Origin of the sequence: Actinomadura fulvescens, assembly GCF_039533225.1 — a bacterium.
GTDB lineage: Bacteria > Actinomycetota > Actinomycetes > Streptosporangiales > Streptosporangiaceae > Spirillospora > Spirillospora fulvescens.
In genome coordinates this window covers 382,799-401,789 of sequence record NZ_BAAATD010000010.1, presented here as the reverse complement: position 1 = coordinate 401,789, position 18,991 = coordinate 382,799, and the positions used below count along the sequence as shown (strand labels likewise).

Genomic DNA, 18,991 nt, shown 5'->3' with positions numbered 1-18,991 from the left:
TGCCGCGCCGACGGCTGCCGCGATGGCCCCTGTCGCGACGCCCGCCGCCGAGCCGACCGCTGCCGAGCCGCCCGCTGCCCCTGCCGCTGCCGCGTCGCCGGCTGCCGCGTCGGCTGCCGCCGCGCCGACGGCTGCCGCGCCGACGGCTGCCGCGCCGACGGCTGCCGCGATGGCCCCTGTCGCGACGCCCGCCGCCGAGCCGACCGCTGCCGAGTCGACCGCCGCCCCTGCCGCTGCCGCGTCGACCGCCGCCCCTGCCGCTGCCGCGTCGACCGCTGCCGAGTCGACCGCTGTCGCGTCCGCCGCCGCTGCGGCGGGTGCGGCGCGTTCGGGCGCGCGCCCGTATGACTTCAACGGCGACGGCCGTCGTGACCTTGCCATCGGCAGCCCGAACGGCACGGTCGCGGGCAAGCGCGGCGCCGGTTTCGTCAGCGTCGTCCACGGCTCACGCTCGGGACTCGACACCCGGCGCAAGAAGGTGATCAGCCAGAACACCCCGGGTGTGCCCGGCGCCGCCGAGACGGGCGATCATTTCGGGAGCGGGCTGGTCTCGGCCGACTTCAACCGCGACGGCTATGCCGACCTCGCCGTCGGTGCGCCGGGGGAGGACGCCGGGCGGCGGGCGAACGCGGGCAACGTCACGATCATTTGGGGATCGCGTTCCGGATTGGGCAGCAGGGCGAGTGCGTACGGCGAGGCCGGTGGCGGAGCTCGGCATCGCTTCGGCGAGACCCTCACCGTCGGAGACATCCAGGGTGACGGCTCCCCGGAGCTGTTCGTCTCCGTGCCCGGGACCAGCAGCTACACGTGGCTCTACTTCGGCTCGGGCAGAGCTCGCGCGGTCGGGGCCCGGACGCTGTCGGCCGTCGACGTCGACCGGTCCTGGCTCGCCTCCGGGGACGTGAACGGCGACGGGCGCGGCGACGTGGTCTACGCGTGGTTCGACGCGGACGATCCGGAGATCGAGCACCGTCGTGGTTTCACCGTCTTCCACGGCACCGCGAACGGCCGCTTCTCCAAGGGCAGGACGGTTTACACGACCGTGCACGCCCTCGCCGTGGGGGACTTCAACGGTGACCGCAGGGCCGACATCGCGGTCGGTGACACCGACGACCGCCCGTCCGTCGGCGGACGCGTGACGGTCTACCGCGGCGGTCTCTTCGGCCTTGGCGGCTCGTACGCGATCGACCAGGCCACCTCCGGTGTCCCTGGGCTGGGCATCAACGAGGACGTCTTCGGGTACTCGCTCGCCGTCGGTGACGCTAACCGGGACGGTCGCGCGGACCTGGCGGTGGGCGCTCCCAAGGCCGACGTCGGTCGCACGTTCGACGCCGGACGCGCCTACCTGCTGCTGGGCTCGCCTAAGGGTCTCACTGGCCGAGGCGCCCGTACCGTCTCGCAGAACACCTCGGGCGTACCGGGTGGCGCCGAGGAGTACGACCACTTCGGCTTCCAGGTGTCGCTGCTCGACCACACCGGGGACGGCGCGGCCGACCTGGCGGTGGGCGCCCCGGACGAGGACCGGGGTGACGGCGGCGTTACCGTGGTCCGCGGCGCCCCGGCGGGTCTCACCACCCACGGCGCGGTCGCGGTCGGTTCGCCGACGTTCGGTACACGGGGCAGGAACGCCCGGCTGGGCGGGCTTCTCGGCCGCTGAAGCCGTGTCGAACGGATCGTAAGAAAATCTCCGGAAGCCGGTAAACCAGGAAATCCTGGAGTGCGTCACTGTTGTACATCGCGTCAAACAGGCGCGCTCTCCCGGAGGTTTCACCCTTGCGTACGCGTGTCTCCCGCGTTCTCCTGTCGGCCGCCATCACGGGCTCGGCCGGACTGGGACTCGTCGTCCTCGCACCGGCCGCGTCCGCGGCGGCGCCCGCGCAGCCGTACGACTTCAACGGCGACGGCTACCGGGATCTCGCGATAGGCAGTCCGAACGGCAAGGTCGGCCGGGCCAAGGGAGCCGGATTCGTCACCGTGACGTACGGCTCGCGCGGCGGACTGAATCTCAAGAAGCGGCTGATCCTCTCGCAGGACACCGGCGGCGTGCCGGGAGCGGCGGAGGCGGGCGACCATTTCGGTCATGCGCTGGCCTCCGGCGACCTCAACCGTGATGGCCGCGCCGACCTCGTGGTGAGCGCGCCGGACGAGGACGGCTCGGGCAAGAAGAACAACGGCCTGCTCATGGTCTTCTGGGGAACGAAGTCCGGGCTTTCCACGCGGACCCTCGTGCTCCCGACGCACGGCACCTTCGGCAACGAGCGTGTCGGCTTGTCCGTAGCCGTGGGCGACTTCAACAAGGGCGGCTACGCAGACCTCGCCTATAGCTCGTCCTACGGATTCGGCTGGTACGGCTTTGAGCCGAACCGCCGGTACGCCGGGTCGCCCGGCTCCGCCGTGTCCGACGTGGCCCACCACCGCATGTCGCTGCCAGGCCAATCCCGCGCGGCCGCCGCCCGGCGCGTCGTGACCGCCGCCGTCTACGCGGGCGACGTGCTGCGCAAGGGGCACCCCCAGCTCATCCTGACGTGGCATGACCCGGCGTCGGTCGAGTTCCGCAACGACGTGAGCGTGTGGGCGGCCAAGTCGGCCAACGTCCTCACGATGCAGTCGAACGTCTCGGTGGAGGTCGGGTCCGCTGCGGTGGCGGACTTCGACGGTGACCGGCACGCCGACATCGCGATCGGCCAGCGTTTCGACCCGGGCCACAAGGGCGGCCAGGTGACCGTGCTCAAGGGGTCGCCGATCGGCATCACGCCCGTAGCGCGGTATTCGATCGGCCTGGACAGCGCCGGGGTGCCGGGTGTCAGCGCCAACGGCAACCGGTTCGGCGCCGACGTGGCCGTGGGCGACGTCAACAGGGACGGGAAGGCCGACCTAGCGGTGGGTGCGCCGGGCGTCACCGGCGGCTCGGGTGCGGCGCTCGTCCTGTTCGGGCGGGCCACGGGCCTCGGCGGCGCGCAGTGGGTGTCGCAGTCGACCGGTGGCGTGCCCGGCGGATCCGAACGGAACGACGGGTTCGGCTCCCAGGTCTCTCTGCTGGACCACAACCGGGACGGCCACGCGGACCTCACCATTGGCGCGCCCACCGAGAACCGCGGCGAGGGCATGGTGACGTTCGTCAAGGGCCGCGCCTCCGGAGTCGTGCCGGTCTCCGGGGCGTTCGCGTTCGGGCCCGGCTCGTTCAAGCTGTCCGGCAAGGGCGCCCAGCTCGGCCTGCGCCTCGGCGCCTGATCTCGACTGGCCCCTCCACGTACGGCGTGCGTGGAGGGGCGAGCGGGTCTTTAGCGGTCCACGGTCTCCGCTATGGCGCGGAAGGTGGGGCAGGGCCAGCGCCACATGCAGGCGCGGCAGCGGCGGATCGGGCTGTCGGGATCGCTGGTGATGCCGCCGGCGTCCTGGGGCTGGTGCAGGTCGAGGAGGCGGATGCCGAGCTCGGCGAACGCGATCACCTCGTCGCGGGCCCCGGCCAGGAACGTGAGGTCCTCGCGGGAGAGCCGGGTGCGGATCGGTACGAAACCCGTCCTGTTGACCAGGCGGGACAGATACTGCGTGGACGAACGCCACGAATTGGACTTCTCTGAGCGGACTCTGATCGCCTCCAGGCGTTCCCGGAGCCGGGTCTCTCGTGGATCGGTATGCCGATCGGCCTTCATCCGCGGCGCACCCCCCGGTGTGCGACGGTCGTCGCGTGCCTCTGCCGCTGTCTCACCTGTTCAGGTTCCCTTACTTCGGACGTCGATGAGGGCCGAATCTCCGACTCGGACGGACCGGTGACGACCAAGTGTCGGGCCGGCCATCGGCATCGCCGAATCGTGGTCGTGATAGGGGTGATAGCAAGCGATATGGCCATCATCCGGGCAAAAACGCGTGTAATCCGCGAATCACAGCGCACACGCCCGTCCCCGCCGCCCTTGGCACAAGGAAGCGACACGGGAGTTGGCGAACTCCCTGGCCCGGTGGCCGTCAGCCCGATAGTGTGCCGGACGTGGAGCTAAACGTCTCGACTTCGTCGCAGGGAGGTCACGCCGTCGTCACAGCGACCGGCGAACTCGACCTGTACACCGCGCCCCGGCTGCAGACCGCGCTGGCGGGGTTGCTACGCGATCGAGTCGACCGCATCGTGGTCGATCTGAGTGGCGTCGAGTTCTGTGACTCGACCGGCATGAACGTGCTGCTCGCCGCCATGAAGCGGCTCAAGGAACAGGGCGGCACGCTCGAACTCGCCGCCCCCCGTCCCGCCGTCAAACGCATCCTGCAGGTCACCGGGCTCGACACGGTGTTCTCCGTGACCGACGCGGTGCCCGCCATGGACGCCGGCTGACCGTTCCGTACGTCCGGAGCCCGGCCGGCGCCGCCGACACGTCCGTTCGTCCATCGATTCACGACCCGCGGGGACCCGTCTCCCGCGGGTCGTCGCCTGTTCCGGTCATGTGCTCCGGGGCTGCGTCGCTACGATCGCCACTATGCAGGATGTAGCGGTGATCATTCCGGCCAAGGACGAGTCGGAGCGGATCGCGACCACCGTCAAGGCCGCCCTCGAACTGCCCGGCGCCGACCTGGTCGTGGTCGTCGACGACGGCTCGGCCGACGGCACCGGCCAGGCGGCGCGCGCGGCCGGCGCACGGGTCGTCCGGCACAGCCGCAACCGTGGCAAGGGCGCCGCGATGGAGAGCGGCGCCGAGGCGGTCCGGTTGCTGGACGAAGGCCGTGACCAGCCTCGCCACCTGCTGTTCCTGGACGCCGATCTGGCCGAGACCGCCCGGGACGCCGCGCCGCTCGTCGAGCCGGTGCGGGCGGGCGAGGCGGACATGACCATCGCGGTGTTCACCTCGACGGTCAAGCTGGGCGGCCACGGCTTCGTCATCCGGCTGTCGCGGGACGGCATCCGGCGCGCGACGGGCTGGGTGGCGACCGCGCCGCTGAACGGGCAACGCTGCCTGACCCGGGCCGCGTTCGAGGCCGGCCGGCCGCTCGCCGCCGGGTTCGGCGTGGAGACCGCGCTCACCATCGACCTGCTCCGTCAGGGTTTCCGGGTGCGGGAGGTCGAGGTGCCGCTCACGCACCGCGCCACCGGCACCGACTGGCGGTCCCAGCTGCACCGCGCGCGGCAGTTCCGCGACGTGGCGCGCGCGCTGGCCGTCCGCGACCCCGCCGTGGTCGCACGAGCGGGCCGCCTCCTCGGCCGCCGCCCGTGACACCTCCCGGACGCGCCCCCCGCCGCCCAGGCACAGCCAGACCAGACACGGCCGACCCGGGTGCGGGCGCGCCAGATACGGCCGGACCAGATACGGGCGACTCGGGTGCGGGCGCGCCAGATGCGGGCGCGCCAGATCCGGGCGTGCCGGGTGGGGGCGGCTCAGCTGCGGGCGCGCCAGGTACGGGCGCGCCAGATGCGGGTGGGCTAGGTGCGGGTGGGCTAGGTGCGGGCGTGTCAGGTACGGGCGGCTCGGGTGCGGGCGCGCCTGGTGCGGGCGTGCCGGGTACGGACGGGCCAGATGCGGGCGTGCCGGGTGGGGGTGGCTCGGGTGCGGGCGCGCCAGGTACGGGCGCGCCAGATGCGGGTGGGCTAGGTGCGGGTGGGCTAGGTGCGGGCGCCCCAGGTACGGGCGGCTCGGGTGCGGGCGTGCCGGGTACGGGCGCGTCTGGTGCGGGCGTGCCGGGTACGGACGGGCCAGATGCGGGCGGGGCGGGCACGGGTGGCTCGGGTGCGGGCGTGCTGGGGGCGGGTGGGCTTGGGGCGGGTGGGTTGATCGCTCTTGGGTCGAGCGTTGGGTGCTTTCTGCTTACTGCGTTGCTCGGACCCTCGGCCATGGAGCCCGCGCTGCCCGGTGAGCCGGGGCAGCCTCCATACTCGTTCGCCGCGCAGCCGTCGCCCTATCTGGTGATCGGCCTCGTGGTCGTGGGCATCGCGGCGGGGGTGGCGGGCCTGGGGCTCTGTTTCGCCGCTGTCCGGCGCGGCTGGCGGCCTCGGCCGTTCCCGCTGCTCGTCGCCGGTCTGCTGGCGACGGCGGCGTTCAGCTTTCTGCCGCCGATCGGCTCCGGCGACCATCTCAACTACGCCGCGTACGGGCGCATGGTGGTCACCGGGCACGACCCGTACACGACCCGGGCGGTGGACCTGCCCGGCGACCCGGTGATCGGCGCGGTGGAGGAGTGGCGGTCGACTCCGTCGGTCTACGGCCCGATCGCGACTGCTCAGGAGGCGTTCGCGTCCTGGGTCGGCGGCGGGTCGATGCGGCTGACCGTCTTCGTGCTGTCGCTCACCAACGCTTTGGCCTTCGTGATCACGGCCTTGATCCTCTATCGGAGCGCCGGAGGCCCGCAGCGGCGGCTGCGCGGCGTCCTGCTGTGGACGTGCAACCCGCTGCTGCTCTTTCACCTGGTCGCGGGCGCGCACAACGATGTCCTGGCGATCGCGCCGATGGTCGCCGCGGTGGCCCTCTACTCGGCCCGCCGTGGTAAAGCCGCCGGTGTGCTGCGCGTAGTCGCGACCGGTGCGCTCGTGGGCGCGGGGGCGGCGATCAAGCTGCCCGCCGCTCTGGTGGGCGGCGGGCCCGCGTGGGTGCTGGCATGCCGGGGCGTGCGGGGACGTGAGCGTGGTGCGCTGCTCCGGCTCGTGGTGCTCTTCGGCGCGGCTGCGGGGACGGCGCTGGGCGCGTTCGTGATGGCCGGGCCACACGCGTTCGACCAGCTTGAGAAGGCCAGCAACATGGTCTCGTTCGCCACGCCCTGGCACCTGGTGGACATGGTGCTGGGCAGTGGCGGCCAGCGCACGATCATCAAGATCGGCTTCGTGACTCTGACGGTTGCGCTGATCTGGCTGCTCGCTCGCGGTCTGCCACGTGACGGCCTTACCGGGGAGAGCAGGCGGATCGCGGCGGCGCTGGTGCTGGCGTGGCTGTTCGCGGCGCCGTACGAGCTGCCCTGGTACGACGGGTTCGGCTGGGCGGTACTCGCATTCCTGCCGTGGTCGCGGTTCGACTGGATCTTGCTGGCGCACACCGGCGCGCTGAGCCTCGCCTACCTGCCCGCACGCGACCCCAAGCTGATCGGCCTGCCGGACGGGCTGTCGTGGCTGTTCAGCGTGGTCAGGCCGGTGGTGGTCCCGCTGGTGCTGACCGGGGTTCTGGTCGCGCTGGTCCGGGAGTGCCGCCGTTGCGCGCGTCCAGTTCCAGCGCCCGGATGCTCGCCGCGAGCATCAGCGGGATCGCCAGGCTGAACGCCACCGAGATGATCACCACGCCGGAGTCGTTCACCAGCGTGCCGATGACGCCCACGGTCAGCGAGCAGATCAGCGCCGGGCGCATGGTCCCGCTGCGCACGTACGCCCGTTCCATCAGCGAGGCCTGGCGGCTCGTCGGCCGGATCAGGACGAAGAACAGGAAGGCGACCGCGACCGCCACGGCGATCGTGTAGGGCAGGCGGTCGAGGCTGCCCACCATGGATGTGAACTTGCGGGCGACGATGCCCCACGCGTCCCCGTTGACCAGGTCCTGCCAGAACCGCCCGAGATGGGTCGGGTTGGCGCTGCGCGCGTTCACGTACGAGATCAGCAGCACCAGCACCGCCGCCACCAGGCAGAACAATCCCACCTTCAGCGCCGAGACCCGGCGGCCCGAGAGCATCAGGCCGAGGATCGCGAACCCGGGCACCATCGCGAGAACGCCGCCGAAGTCGGCGCCCCAGGCGGGCAGACCGTCGATCGCCACCGCCAGCACGCCGATCCCCGCGACGAGGGCGACCGCGGCGAGCGTGCGGCCGGCGCGCAGCGGGTACTCGGCCAGCCACGCCGCGGTGAGGATGGACGCCACCGCGAACAGCGAGAACGCCTGGTTGCCGAAGCCGTAGAAGCGTCCCGCGACCGTGGCGGTGTAGCCCATCAGCGTGTCCATCTGCAGGCGCGACCCGGTCATCACGTCCAGTGCCAGGACCAGCGCGGTGGCTCCGGCGATCACCAGGCTGGGCGCGGTCACCGATCGCCGCCACGGCCCGGCCAGCGCGAGCGCGGTCAGCAGCCCGCTGAACCCGAGCAGCGTCAGGACGAGGACGGGCGACGGATGGCTCGCCTTCCACCACGGGACGAGCCCGCAGAGGAACGAGGCGCACGGCACCGAACCGCTGAACAGCGCCATGAACCTCGTCCCGGCAAGGATCTTGGCGCGGGAGTCGGGGGCCTTCCGGCGGCGGCGCAGCACCAGCGCCGCCAGCCCGTACCCGAGGAGCTGCGTGCCGCCCAGCACCCAGAAGTACAGGCTCTGGACGTTGCGGATCGCCTGCGCCGCGACGTCCTGCTCGATGAGCGAGTCGACCCTTTCGGCGGTGCCGCCCTCGCTGGGCTCGCTCCGCCAGACCGCCCCGACGGCGGCCTGCGGTTTGGGGAGCCCGAGCAGGTGCAACGTGGTCGCGGTGAGGTCGGTCAGCGTGATCAGGGCGGTCTGCCGGGTGGCGGGCGAGGTGAGGATGCCCGGCTTGTACGAGGAACCGGCGGCGATGCCTACGCGCAGATGGGCCCTGGGACCGACGTCGGCGAGCCCGGCGACCAGCACCGTGGCGTTCGCCGGAATTCCGGCCAGGACCTTGGAGACGTGCCGGTCGGCAGTGGCCGCGGCGGCTCTGCGCTTGGCAGCCGCGACAGGCACCTGGACGCCTTCGGAGTCGACCCCGGCCGACACGAAGACGCGGAAGACGTCGTCCACGTCGACGGCGGTGAGCGCGCACCTCGTCCAGTCTGCGGCGGTGGCCTTCTCAGCCGAGGTCACGTAGTGGTCGACCTTGCCGGAACCGTTGGCCAGCCCGAACACCGCGCCCGGCCCGACCGCGGTCGTGCACTGGCCGCCCTTGTGGGCGGCGTCGCCGAGGAGCCCGACCTGGGCGTGGTAGGAGCTGTCGGCGTTGTCGTTCTTGATCGACGGCCAGCCGGGCGCGAGGGCTCCGCCCGCGGGAGGCGCCACGCCGCCGGAGGTCTGGGGAGCGACGACGGGCACGGACGGCAGCGCGCAATCGGCGTTGGCGAGCCTGGCGCGCTGACCGGCGGACAACGTCAGCCAGCCGTCCATCGGGCATGTGTTGGGCCGGGTGGTGCGCACGCTGAGCGCGCCCGCGCCGCCCTTGCCGGTCAGCCCCCAGAGCGCCGGCGTCCCGGTCTCGGTGATGTCGTTCCACCGCAGCCCCGGCACCCCGATGATCACGGTGGGCACAGGTGCTCCCGGCCGGACGGTTCCGGTCGCGGCGGCGGGCGTGGTGGTTGAGGGGGGTGTGGTGGCGGGCGCGGCGCCGGCGTGCGAGGGGGCCGGGGAGTGAAGGATCATCGTGCCCAGCCCGAGCAGCGCGGCCAGTGCGATCATGTATCTGACCACGGAGGCTCTGTCCATGCCGATTTCCGCCCCCCGTCGCGCCATGCGTCAAGGGTAGTGGGCGACTTACGCCAGGATGGGAACATGCGTGCAGGCAACGGCGTCCGCGGGGAGCCCCCACCGCCGCGGGCACCCTGGCGGCGGGGCAGCCCGGCGGATCTGGCGATCCTGCTGGCCGGGGTGGCCATCGCGGTGGCGGCGATCACACCGATCGTCGTGCACTGGCTGACCAACCCGCCCGACCAGCGCATGGTGGACCTGGAGGTCTACCGGGACGGCGGGGCCGCGATCCTGCGCGGTGCGCCGCTGTACGAGGTGCTCACGCAACCGCCGCAGTTGCTGCCGTTCACCTACCCGCCGTTCGCCGCCGTGCTGGCCGTGCCGTTCACGCTGCTGCCCTGGCGGGCGGCGCAGGGGTTGTGGACGTTCCTCATGTACGCGGCGCTGGCGATCATCGTCTGCTACGCGTTCCGCGACCTGATCCGGCGGGCCGGACGCTGGACGCCGGTGGCCGTCGGCGCGCTCGTGGGCGCGGGCGCCTGGATCTGGCCCGCGTACGACCAGATGCGGTTCGGACAGGTCGGTTTCTTCCTGATGGCGCTGTGCCTGGCCGACTGCGCCACCCGGTCGGCCCGCTGGCCGCGCGGCATGCTGGTCGGGCTCGCCATCGCGATCAAGCTGGTGCCCGGCGTCTTCCTGATCTACTTCCTGATCACCGGCCGCTGGGAGGCGCTGCGCAATGCGGTGCTGACCGCCGCCGCCGCCACCCTCGGCGCGTTCGCGTTGTTGCCGTCCGACTCGGCCGACTACTGGTTCGGGGCGCTGCTGGAGGGCGGGGAACGGACGGGGTCGATCACGGGTACCACCAACCAGGCGCTCAACGGGATGATCGCGCGGATCATCCCCGAGGGGCCGGTGCGATCGCTGGTCTGGCTCGTTCTGCTGCTGGCCGTGGCGTACGCCGGCTTCAAGCTCGCCCGGCGCACCACCCTCGCCGCCGACGACCTGGCCGCGGCGGGGCCGTTCCGCACGCGCAACCCGCGCAACCTGCACAACCCGCGCAACCCACACGGCCCGCGCAACCCGCACGGCCCGTTCCGCCGGTTCAACGGCACCGACCTGTTGCCGGCCGCCGACCCCGCGGCAGGTCCCGCGGCCTACAGCCTGCTCCTCGGTGGCATCGCGATCACCGGTCTGCTGTCGGTCCTGTTGTCCCCTGTCGGCTGGATGCACCATCTCGTCTGGATGGTCGCGGTGCTCGGGGCTTTGATCGGGGACGGGCGGGACGCGCGAAGATGTCTGATCACCGTGGCCGTCTGGATCTATTTCCTGTTTCCGCTGCCTTGGTACGGTGCCGCGATGTCGGGCACCAATCACCGTCTCATCACACGTTTCTTCGGACGTATCGTGCAGGACGCCTTCGGTCTGGCGGCGGTGGCCATGATCGTACTTCTGGGGGTCTGGCTCGTCGATCGGCTGGTTGCGGACAAGGATCAGCCAGATCCTTCTCGATCGGAGCCTCCGGTCGGTACGCTCGCCCCGTGATGCTTGTCGCGGTGGCCGTCGCCGGTTTGGTCGCCGGGGTGGCCGGACTCTCCATCGCGGTGGTGGCCCACAACAGGGTGAACCAGGTCGTCGAGGAGTGCGCCCAGGCGCTCCGGCGGCAGCTGAAGGTCGTGGACAGCCCGGTGGACGGCCAGGCGCTCCGCGATCTCGCCATCGTGCACTACGACGCCCTCAAGGAGATGTCGGGGCACCGTTCGTTCTCGCTCGCCTTGATCAACGCGGCGGGCGACGGCGTCGTGGTCAGCTCGATCAACGGCCGCACCGAGACCCGCACGTACGCCAAGGTCGTCCGGGACGGCCACGCGATCGAGACGCTGTCCCCGGAGGAGAACCAGGCCCTCCGTGCGGCCCGCCTTGGCAAGGGCCCGGTGGTCACGATGGACGATCCGCTGCCCGACTTCGGCGGCAGCCGGACGCCGTCGCCGCAGAGCTGACGCGTAGACTCGCTCATCTCGACTCGATTCCCGCCTCACACCCGCCGTGCGGTCGCACAGGCGGAGGAGTAGACGTTCATGCGATACGCGTACCTCGGGCCTCAGGGCACCTTCACCGAAGCGGCGCTGCGTTCCCTGCCGGACGCGGCAGGCGCCGAGCAGCTCCCCTACGCCACGGTGCCCGCCGCCCTCGACGCGCTCCGCCGCGACGAGGTGGACGCGGCCGTCGTCGCCCTGGAGAACTCCGTCGAAGGCTCGGTCCCGACCACCCTCGACGAACTGGCCATGGGCGACCCGCTGCAGATCGTCTCCGAGATCCACCTGCCCGTCTCGTTCGCCCTCCTCGTCCGGCCCGGCACGGGCTTCGCCGACGTCAAGACGGTCGCCTCCCACCCGCACGCCCAGCCGCAGTGCCGCCGGTGGCTGGCCGAGCACGTGCCCGACGCCGAGTGGCGCGCCGCCACCTCCAACGCCGAGGCCGCCCAGCACGTCGCCGACGGCCACTACGACGCCGCCCTCGCCGGCTCGTTCGCCGCCGCTCGCTACGGCCTGGAGGTCCTCGCGGAGGACATCCACGACGTCGCCGACGCCGTCACCCGCTTCGTCGAGCTGCGCCGCCCGTGCGCGCCGCCCGCCCCCACCGGCACCGACCGCACCACCGTCGCCGCCTTCATCGGAGAGGACCACCCGGGTGCCCTCCTGGAGATCCTCAACGAGTTCGCGATCCGCGGGATCAACCTGACCCTCATCCAGTCCCGCCCCACCGGCGCCGGGCTCGGCTCCTACCTCTTCTGGATGGACTTCGAGGGCCACGTCGAGGACGCCCGCGTGGGCGAGGCCCTCATGGGCCTGCGCCGCGTCGTCGCCGACGTGCGTTTCCTCGGCTCCTACTCCCGCGCAGACCAGGTCCGCCCAGAGATCCGCCGCGGCACTCACGACGCCGACTTCACCGAGGCCGCCGCCTGGCTCACCGCCATCCGCCAGGGCCACCCCGAACCCTGAGTGATCAATTTGTGATCACCAGAACGGTAAACCGCGCATAGTGCCCCAACGTCACCTTCATGCCGCTCATCAGCATGGAGGTCACATTGCGGAGGCTCCTCGCCGTTCTCATCGCCTTGGCCATGGTGACCGTCGCCGCCCCATCGGCGTCTGCCACAGCCGAGGACCTGACCGTCCAAGCGGTGATCCGGGACTACAGCGGCACTGCGTGGTCCGACCACCTCCTTGTCCATGTCACTTCCGGCCATGACGTGACCCAGGTCAAGATCTGGATGACGCCGGCCGGGGCCACCGAGCCCGGCACCTCCGTCGAGGGCTCCCCCCAGTCCTCGGGCACCCCGCGTGACAGGTGGTGGAAGAGCAGGGAGAGGATGGAACTGCCCTGGGGCAGAGCCGACGTCACCGTCGAGGCCCACGACGCCTCCGGTGCCAAGGTCACCAAGAAGTTCCCCGGCGCGCTCCTCACGCTGGCCCGCGCTCGCTTCAAGGACTTCACCGTCACCCCCGGCCACCTCGGTGTCGACCATGGCCCGCTGACCTTCCGCGGCCGTCTGGTCTACGAGGACCGTGAGGGCGTCGAGCATCCGCTCGCCGGCGCCCGGGTGGTGTGGATGGCCAGTCTGGGCGTCGAGGCGACGACCCGCGCGGACGGGGGATTCAGCGGCACCACCTCCCTGAAGCGCGGCGGCGATGTCGAGATCAAGTACCTGGGGTACGACTACGAGCCTGGATACTTCTCCTCCGCGTACGCCGTCCAGAAAGTGACCGTGGACAACGCGGAGACACGGCTGCGTGCGGCCTATGACCGCAAACCCACCGTGGTCGGCCAACCCGTCACCATCTCGGGCAAGCTCGAACGCAAGTCGTCCACCGGCCGATGGCTGCCCCTTCGGGGAGGAAACGTCCAGGTCAGAGACGCCTCGGGCAAGTGGCTCGCCGCTCAGTACACCTATCCCGACGGCACGTTCCGAAGTATCAAGACGCGCGCCCGGACCAAGCTGACCGTTGTCTTCGACCCGCTCGGAGACTCCTTCGTGCCCGCGCAGGTGAACCTGCCGGCAGCGGGCACACTCGCTCTTCGTTATCGCCCCCGCCTGACGAACATCACCGTGACACCACGGCCGGTCGGCCAGGGCGCACGCCTGAACATACGCGGCAGGGTCCTCCGCCAGGGCGTCGACGGCTCCTCGGAGATCGCCCACCGCACGAGGGTCGAGGCGCAGTTCTCCACCGACAAGCGGACCTGGAGTACGCGCTCGGCCGGGATCGCCGGCGCGAAGGGCGACTTCAAGCTCACTCCCGTCGCGCACAAGGACGGCTACTGGCGCGTCATCGTCAACGACCGCCGTTACCTCCCGGGCCCCAGTACCCCGACATTCGTCGACGTGCGCCACCGGACGGCCTTCATCTCGTTCAACGCGTCCCCGGAACCGATCCGGAAGGGCGCCACGCTGACGGTCTCCGGCATGCTCAACCGCCACGTCGGCTCCTGGAAGCCCGGCTCCGGCGCCCCGATCGACGTCTACTTCAAGCCCACGGGCTCCTCGAAGTGGACCCGCATGGCCGTGGTGAGGACCGACCGGCGCGGACGCTTCCTCAAGACCTTCAAGGCCTTCCGCGACGGCACTTGGCTGGCCACCTACAAGGGCGGCCCAGCCTACCTCGCCGCCTGGAGCCCTACCGACTACATCGACGTCCGCTGACGGCCGATCGCACGTTTCGGAGTAACACGTTTGAAAACCCCAGTGCGCCGTGTGATCTCTTTGGCGCTGACGTTCACCCTGGCGCTCGTACTGCTTCCGTGGGGCACCGCCGCGGCGTCCGCCGAAGGGCTCCAGGTCCTTCCGCTGATCGCTCGCAACCCGCAGGGACATTGGATGAGTCATTTCGACGTCCCCTTCCATGTGGACGCGGACGTCGCTCATGACCGGCCTGTCGAGCGTGTGGAGTTGCGGCTGTCCCGGGCGGGCACCGGCGAGGTGGTTGCCACCACTTCGATGAACTGGGCCTACGACAACGGCGGCATCTCGTCCTACATGTCCCCGTCCATGGACCCGCCTGTCGGCGATTACGAAGCGGTCGTGACCGCATGGGACGACCAGGGGAGGAGTGCCGTCAGCCCCGCCTACCGGGTCAGGAAGCGGCTCAACGCGAGCTTGGTGGACATCGCGCATGACCGGGACTGGATCGATGTCGACCACGCCCGGGTCACGTTCACGGGACGGCTCGTCCACAAATCCAGCGACGGTTCGCAGCACCCCTTGTCCGGCTTCGTCGTTGAGCATCAGTCCGGTGAGCGGACCGAGACCGGAGCGGACGGGCGCTTTTCGCTGACCGCACGTACGACGTCCTCCACGGTGGCGATTGCGACCCTTGCCCGCGGTCAGTACAGGGGTGACGTGGCTTGGCTCACCCTCGAACTGCGACGGCGGCCCGTACGGCTGAGCGTGACGGATTCAGAGACCCGGCGGGTGGGTGACAAGGCGACCGTCGCCGGACGTCTCGAACGCCGGGACGCGGGCGGTGCCTGGCGCCCGCTGGGCGCCCGGCCGGTCAAGATTTACTTCATCGGCGGCGAGAGCGCCACACCCGTCGCGCAGGCGCAGACCGATGATGACGGCCGGTACAGCGCGCAGGTCCACATGCCAGGGACCGGACGCTGGGACGTACGGTTCGGGGAAGTCCAGTACGACTCGTGGTACGAGCCCGCCACGGCCGGCACTGCGGTTCGCAACGTCCAGCACCCGACGGTCATCAGGAACCTCGACGTCGGCCCGGAGCCGGTCACCGCTGGGAGCAGAGTCACCGCGAAGGGCGAAGTCGCGCGTCCCATGGCGGATGGCGCGCAGGCCATGGTCGTCGGAGGCCCGGTCGTCCTGCAGTTCTCGACCACCGGGCACACCTGGTCGGACTTGACTAAGGGCCGGACGGACGCCCACGGCCGCTTCTTCCTCCATGGCGTTGCACGCCGTACAGGCCACTGGAGGGTCGCCTACACCGGCGGTACCGAAGGCAACGCCTCGCCGACAACCCCGGACGCAGCGGTCACCAGTTGGGCGGACCGCGTCGATGTGAAGTACCGGACGGCCTTCGCCTCGTTGAACGCCTCACCGGAGCCGGTGCGGAAGGGCCGGACGCTGACGGTATCGGGAAGACTCAACCGCCTCGTGGGCTCATGGAAGCCCGCGGGTGGTGCCACGGTCTACGTCTATTTCAAGGCCAAGGGCTCGTCCAAGTGGACGCGGATGGCCGTGGTGAAGACCGGCCGTGGCGGTTGGTTCCGGAAGGGCTTCAAAGCGTCTCGCGACGGCACGTGGCTGGCCACATACAAGGGCGGCCTGACCGATCTCGGTGTCTGGAGTCCTTCTGACTATGTGGACGTGCGATGAGTCGTCGTCCATCAGCTCTCGTTCATGGAGTACGAATGCGTAGGTCGTTGTCGTTGGCCGCCGGTGTGTGCGTGCTGGCCGGTGGGCTCATCACGGTCGAGCCGGCCGCCGCCGAAACCGCGACGACCAGGCTGGCGCTCTCGATCACCCCCGGCGGTTTCGACGGCCGGGATGTCCGTGCGATCGTGCGGCTGGAACGCAGGTCCGGAGAGAGCTGGGTTCCGCTGGGCGGAAGGCCCGTCGTGCTCGGATTCGAAGGAGCCATCCCGGCCTCGGTGGCGGGCCAGACCTCCGCGTACGGTGACTACGCCTGGGAAGTACGGCCGAAGCAGGCGAGCCGCTGGTACGCGAGGTACGCCGGTGACCAGGACCACGCACCGGCGGAGGCTTCGGCAACGGTCGCCTACCCGTACAAGACCCAGATCGTCGATCTCCGTGCCCCGGCGAAGCCGGTCGGGCGGAGAAACTTTGCGTTCTTTCATGGAAGGGTCGTTCGGCCGGAGATCGCGCCCAGTTGGAACCAGGTCTACTCGGGGATCCTCAATCTGGAGTTCTCGCGTGACGGCAAGCACTGGACGTTCGTCAACGAGAGCCACGTTCCGGGCAGCGAGCCGTTCAAGCTCGGCGGAGAGGTGAAGGGGCGCGGGTTCTGGCGGGTCCGGCTCTGGGGCGAGCCGCACGACCAGCACACGGTCAGCGCATCCCGCTATGTCGACGTGCTCCCGGAGCGTTCCAGGATCCAAAGGTTCAACGCCGGACCCGAGCCCGTCCGCAAGGGCCGGACCATCATGGTCAGTGGCCGTCTGGTCGTACACGACTGGCTGCCCCTGAAGCGGCAGCCGGTGCGGTTCTTCTTCCGTCCGAAGGGTGCCAGAACCTGGTCGTACGCGGGTTCTGCCCGCACCGATTCCACAGGATGGTTTCACAAGGGATTCAAGGCGCGCCGCGATGGCTCGTGGCGAGCGCTCTTCGTGGGAGACCGCGACCACGCCCGGGTCATTTCGGTTTCCGACTACGTGGACGTGCGGTGATCATGATGCGACGCGGACTCCTGGTGCCTTTGACCGTCCTCCTTGTGCCGCTCGGGGTGCCCCATGCGAACGCCGACGTGGACAGGTCGGCCACCCGTTTCTCCGATTTCGCCGCAGATCTTGAAGTGGCGGCGGGCATGCCCCAGGCCCGCTATCGAGGGCGACTGGTCTTCACGGGCTCGAACGGCTCAGAGCAGGGCTTGGCGGGTGCATCGGTCCGTGTGGGCAGTGAGATCGCCCGTACCGACACGCAGGGATGGTTCGCGGGGCTCGTTCCGAACCTGCGGGCCGGCGAATTCAAGGCGATGTACGCAGGCGCCGCCGAGCATTCGGCCTCCGCTTCCGCACCAGTGCCGATCATGCCCGGCCCCCTGAAGACCCGTGTGAGCGTCAATGTTCCGCGCGGGCCGTTCGAAGTGGGACAACGTGTCACCGTGAGCGGGCGACTCGAGTACGAGGATCCCCGGAACGGGTGGCGAAACCTCCCGGGAGGCGCGCTGGACGTCGGTTTCTACAAGTTCCGCTCCAACTCGCACGTCGATCCCGTCAAGGTGACGACCGGAGTGGACGGTGCCTACCGGCTCGACTACCGGATCCCGGCCAGCGGCAACTTCAACATCATGTTCCGGGAATGGTGGGCCACCTGGGAACGAGCCTATGAGCAGTCCGACAGCGAGGACGCGGGCGACCTGACGGCCTTCCGGGATGTGAAGATCAAGCTGCGCAAGGACAGGCGGGTGGAGGCCAAGGGGCGCCTGGTCCGTCCTCGCAAGTCGGGCTCGACCTACTCGGTGGCGAACGGGATCGTCTGGCTCGAATCCGCCACGGACTTCTATGCCGCCAGCGTGCGGACGGACAAGAACGGCTACTTCCTGTTCCGCTCGCACTCGCCGGTGCGCGCCGCCTTTCGGGTCGCCTACTACGGCGGGAATTCGAGCAGCAACGCCTCACGCATTGACACGGACCTGCGGGCCTACAGTGCGTCCACGTTCCTTGATGCCCGCGAACCGACGCGCTTCGTCTCTTTCAACGCTGGGCCGGAGCCCGTCCGCAAAGGCAGGGCGCTGACGCTGACCGGGCTCCTCCAGTACTCCGATCGCGGCCGGTGGTTGACGGCGGACCACAGGAGGGCGGAGATCTGGTTCCGGCCACGAGGCTCCAAGAAGTGGGTCCGCGCCGCCCAGATCAGGGCCGACAACTCCGGTGTGTTCAGGAAGGTCGTCACGGCGAGGCGCGACGGTTACTGGCGCATCGTCTTTCGAGGCGATCTCACTTTCCGCCCTGTCTACAGCGCCATCGACTACGTGGACGTTCGTTAGCTGCTTGTCGTGGCCCAGGGCTTCTCTGGGCCGCGGCTTGTTCATGGGCTGAGGCGCGGGGTGGGATTAGCCTGCTGTGTGTGACGGACTTTGATGTTTATGAGCGGGAGTTGTGGGCTGGGCGGGCTCCGGCGTATGAGCGGGGGTTCGCTCGGCTGACCTCGTACACGGTGGGGCCGCTGCTGGACGCGGCCGGTGTCGGGGCTGGGGTGCGGGTGCTGGACGTGGGGACCGGGCCCGGGATCGTGGCGGCGGGGGCGGCTCGCAGGGAGGCCGTGGTCTCGGCGATCGACGCCGACCCGGGGATGGCCGAGACGGCTCGGCGGAACGTGCCGGGCGTGGACGTGCGGGTCGCGGTGTTGCCCGAGGTGCCGTTCGAGGACGAGACGTTCGACGCGGTCGTGGGCAACTTCGTCATCAACCACGTCGGCGAGCCCGAAGTGGCGCTCAAGGAACTGCGGCGGGTGCTGCGGGTCGGTGGGCGGCTGGCGCTGACCTGCTGGCGGATGCCCGGGAGTGGGGCACTGGCGGTCGTACGGGACGCCATGGAGGTGGCGGAGGTGCCGTGGCCCGATGACATCCCGGTGACGCCGTTCATGGAGTACGGGGAGCCCGAGGCGTTCAAGGAGCTGGTGGCCGGGGCGGGCTTCGCGGACGCCGTGGTCGACGAGGTCAGCTGGGAGCACGTCGCCGATCCCGAGGAGTGGTGGGAGACGGGGGCGCTGGCCAGGGTGGGGTCGAACGGGGTGATCATCAGTCGGCAGGCGCCGGAGGTGGTGGCGAGGGTGAAGGCGGCGTACGACGAGATCATGGCGCGGTACGCGGTGGGCGAGGGGAAGGTGTCGCTGCCCGCGTTCGCGCTGCTGGCCCACGGATCGCGATGATCCACAAGGGTGA

At 70.4% G+C, this 18,991-nt stretch carries 14 protein-coding genes and 1 pseudogene; 13 read left to right on the top strand and 2 right to left on the bottom strand.

The genetic code is table 11. The features are described from left to right. Positions 1-1,657 (top strand): FG-GAP-like repeat-containing protein (locus ABD333_RS33760; RefSeq protein ID WP_344546598.1); only part of this gene is annotated, 1,657 nt, incomplete at its 5' end. A gap of 116 nt (positions 1,658-1,773) precedes the next feature. Further along, a complete protein-coding gene (locus ABD333_RS33755) occupies positions 1,774-3,231 on the top strand; it encodes a hypothetical protein (RefSeq protein WP_344546597.1) in 1,458 nt (485 codons plus the stop codon). 50 nt (positions 3,232-3,281) lie between these two features. Here the strand turns inward: ABD333_RS33755 and ABD333_RS33750 are convergent, their stop codons facing one another. Next, on the bottom strand, positions 3,282-3,653 hold the full coding sequence (locus ABD333_RS33750; protein WP_344546596.1) for a hypothetical protein: 372 nt from the start codon (positions 3,651-3,653) through the stop codon (positions 3,282-3,284). Positions 3,654-3,985: 332 nt separating this feature from the next. Between ABD333_RS33750 and ABD333_RS33745 the strand changes: the two genes are divergently transcribed. The 3 genes and pseudogenes from ABD333_RS33745 to mptB form a co-directional block, all read left to right on the top strand. Next, the gene (locus ABD333_RS33745; protein WP_344546595.1) at positions 3,986-4,321 is read left to right on the top strand and encodes an STAS domain-containing protein; all 336 of its coding nucleotides are present in this window, start codon (positions 3,986-3,988) and stop codon (positions 4,319-4,321) included. A 142-nt stretch (positions 4,322-4,463) separates the two neighbouring features. Then, positions 4,464-5,195: a glycosyltransferase family 2 protein gene (locus tag ABD333_RS33740; RefSeq protein ID WP_344546594.1), complete on the top strand. Its 732-nt coding sequence runs from the start codon at positions 4,464-4,466 to the stop codon at positions 5,193-5,195. 614 nt (positions 5,196-5,809) lie between these two features. Next, positions 5,810-6,556, top strand: a pseudogene (mptB, locus tag ABD333_RS47840) (polyprenol phosphomannose-dependent alpha 1,6 mannosyltransferase MptB); the annotation flags it as partial. Between the two features lie 532 nt (positions 6,557-7,088). On the opposite strand, the gene ABD333_RS33735 reads toward mptB, so the two are convergent. After that, complete coding sequence (locus ABD333_RS33735; RefSeq protein ID WP_344546593.1) at positions 7,089-9,371, bottom strand: hypothetical protein; 2,283 nt, start codon at positions 9,369-9,371, stop codon at positions 7,089-7,091. A gap of 66 nt (positions 9,372-9,437) precedes the next feature. Here ABD333_RS33735 and ABD333_RS33730 point away from each other — a divergent pair, with 66 nt between their 5' ends. From ABD333_RS33730 to ABD333_RS33695, 8 genes are all read left to right on the top strand, one after another. Continuing rightward, entirely contained in the window at positions 9,438-10,898 is a 1,461-nt protein-coding gene (locus tag ABD333_RS33730; RefSeq protein ID WP_344546592.1) for a glycosyltransferase 87 family protein, read from the top strand. Next, positions 10,898-11,353 (top strand): DUF4446 family protein, encoded by a 456-nt coding sequence (locus ABD333_RS33725; RefSeq protein ID WP_344546610.1) that lies wholly within the window; start codon positions 10,898-10,900, stop codon positions 11,351-11,353. The genes ABD333_RS33730 and ABD333_RS33725 overlap by 1 nt, the downstream gene beginning before the upstream one ends. Before the next feature lie 78 nt (positions 11,354-11,431). Beyond that, a complete protein-coding gene (gene pheA / locus ABD333_RS33720) occupies positions 11,432-12,355 on the top strand; it encodes a prephenate dehydratase (RefSeq protein ID WP_344546591.1) in 924 nt (307 codons plus the stop codon). A 59-nt stretch (positions 12,356-12,414) separates the two neighbouring features. Then, the gene (locus ABD333_RS33715; RefSeq protein ID WP_344546590.1) at positions 12,415-14,058 is read left to right on the top strand and encodes a hypothetical protein; all 1,644 of its coding nucleotides are present in this window, start codon (positions 12,415-12,417) and stop codon (positions 14,056-14,058) included. Between the two features lie 51 nt (positions 14,059-14,109). Then, positions 14,110-15,744, top strand: coding sequence for a hypothetical protein (locus tag ABD333_RS33710; RefSeq protein ID WP_344546589.1), 1,635 nt, complete (start codon positions 14,110-14,112; stop codon positions 15,742-15,744). Positions 15,745-15,779: 35 nt separating this feature from the next. Then, complete coding sequence (locus ABD333_RS33705) at positions 15,780-16,775, top strand: hypothetical protein (protein ID WP_344546588.1); 996 nt, start codon at positions 15,780-15,782, stop codon at positions 16,773-16,775. A gap of 44 nt (positions 16,776-16,819) precedes the next feature. Further along, complete coding sequence (locus tag ABD333_RS33700) at positions 16,820-18,094, top strand: hypothetical protein (protein ID WP_344546587.1); 1,275 nt, start codon at positions 16,820-16,822, stop codon at positions 18,092-18,094. An 80-nt stretch (positions 18,095-18,174) separates the two neighbouring features. Next, positions 18,175-18,978, top strand: a complete 804-nt coding sequence (locus ABD333_RS33695) for a class I SAM-dependent methyltransferase (protein ID WP_344546586.1) — start codon at positions 18,175-18,177, stop codon at positions 18,976-18,978. Positions 18,979-18,991 lie beyond the last annotated feature (13 nt).

Excerpts from the sequence above, each read along its gene's own strand:
- ABD333_RS33750 (WP_344546596.1), bottom strand. The coding sequence starts at position 3,653 with ATGAAGGCCGATCGGCATACCGATCCACGAGAGACCCGGCTCCGGGAA.
- ABD333_RS33740 (WP_344546594.1), top strand. The coding sequence starts at position 4,464 with ATGCAGGATGTAGCGGTGATCATTCCGGCCAAGGACGAGTCGGAGCGG.
- ABD333_RS33735 (WP_344546593.1), bottom strand. The coding sequence starts at position 9,371 with ATGGACAGAGCCTCCGTGGTCAGATACATGATCGCACTGGCCGCGCTG.
- ABD333_RS33730 (WP_344546592.1), top strand. The coding sequence starts at position 9,438 with ATGCGTGCAGGCAACGGCGTCCGCGGGGAGCCCCCACCGCCGCGGGCA.
- ABD333_RS33725 (WP_344546610.1), top strand. The coding sequence starts at position 10,898 with ATGCTTGTCGCGGTGGCCGTCGCCGGTTTGGTCGCCGGGGTGGCCGGA.
- pheA (WP_344546591.1), top strand. The coding sequence starts at position 11,432 with ATGCGATACGCGTACCTCGGGCCTCAGGGCACCTTCACCGAAGCGGCG.
- ABD333_RS33715 (WP_344546590.1), top strand. The coding sequence starts at position 12,415 with ATGCCGCTCATCAGCATGGAGGTCACATTGCGGAGGCTCCTCGCCGTT.
- ABD333_RS33705 (WP_344546588.1), top strand. The coding sequence starts at position 15,780 with ATGCGTAGGTCGTTGTCGTTGGCCGCCGGTGTGTGCGTGCTGGCCGGT.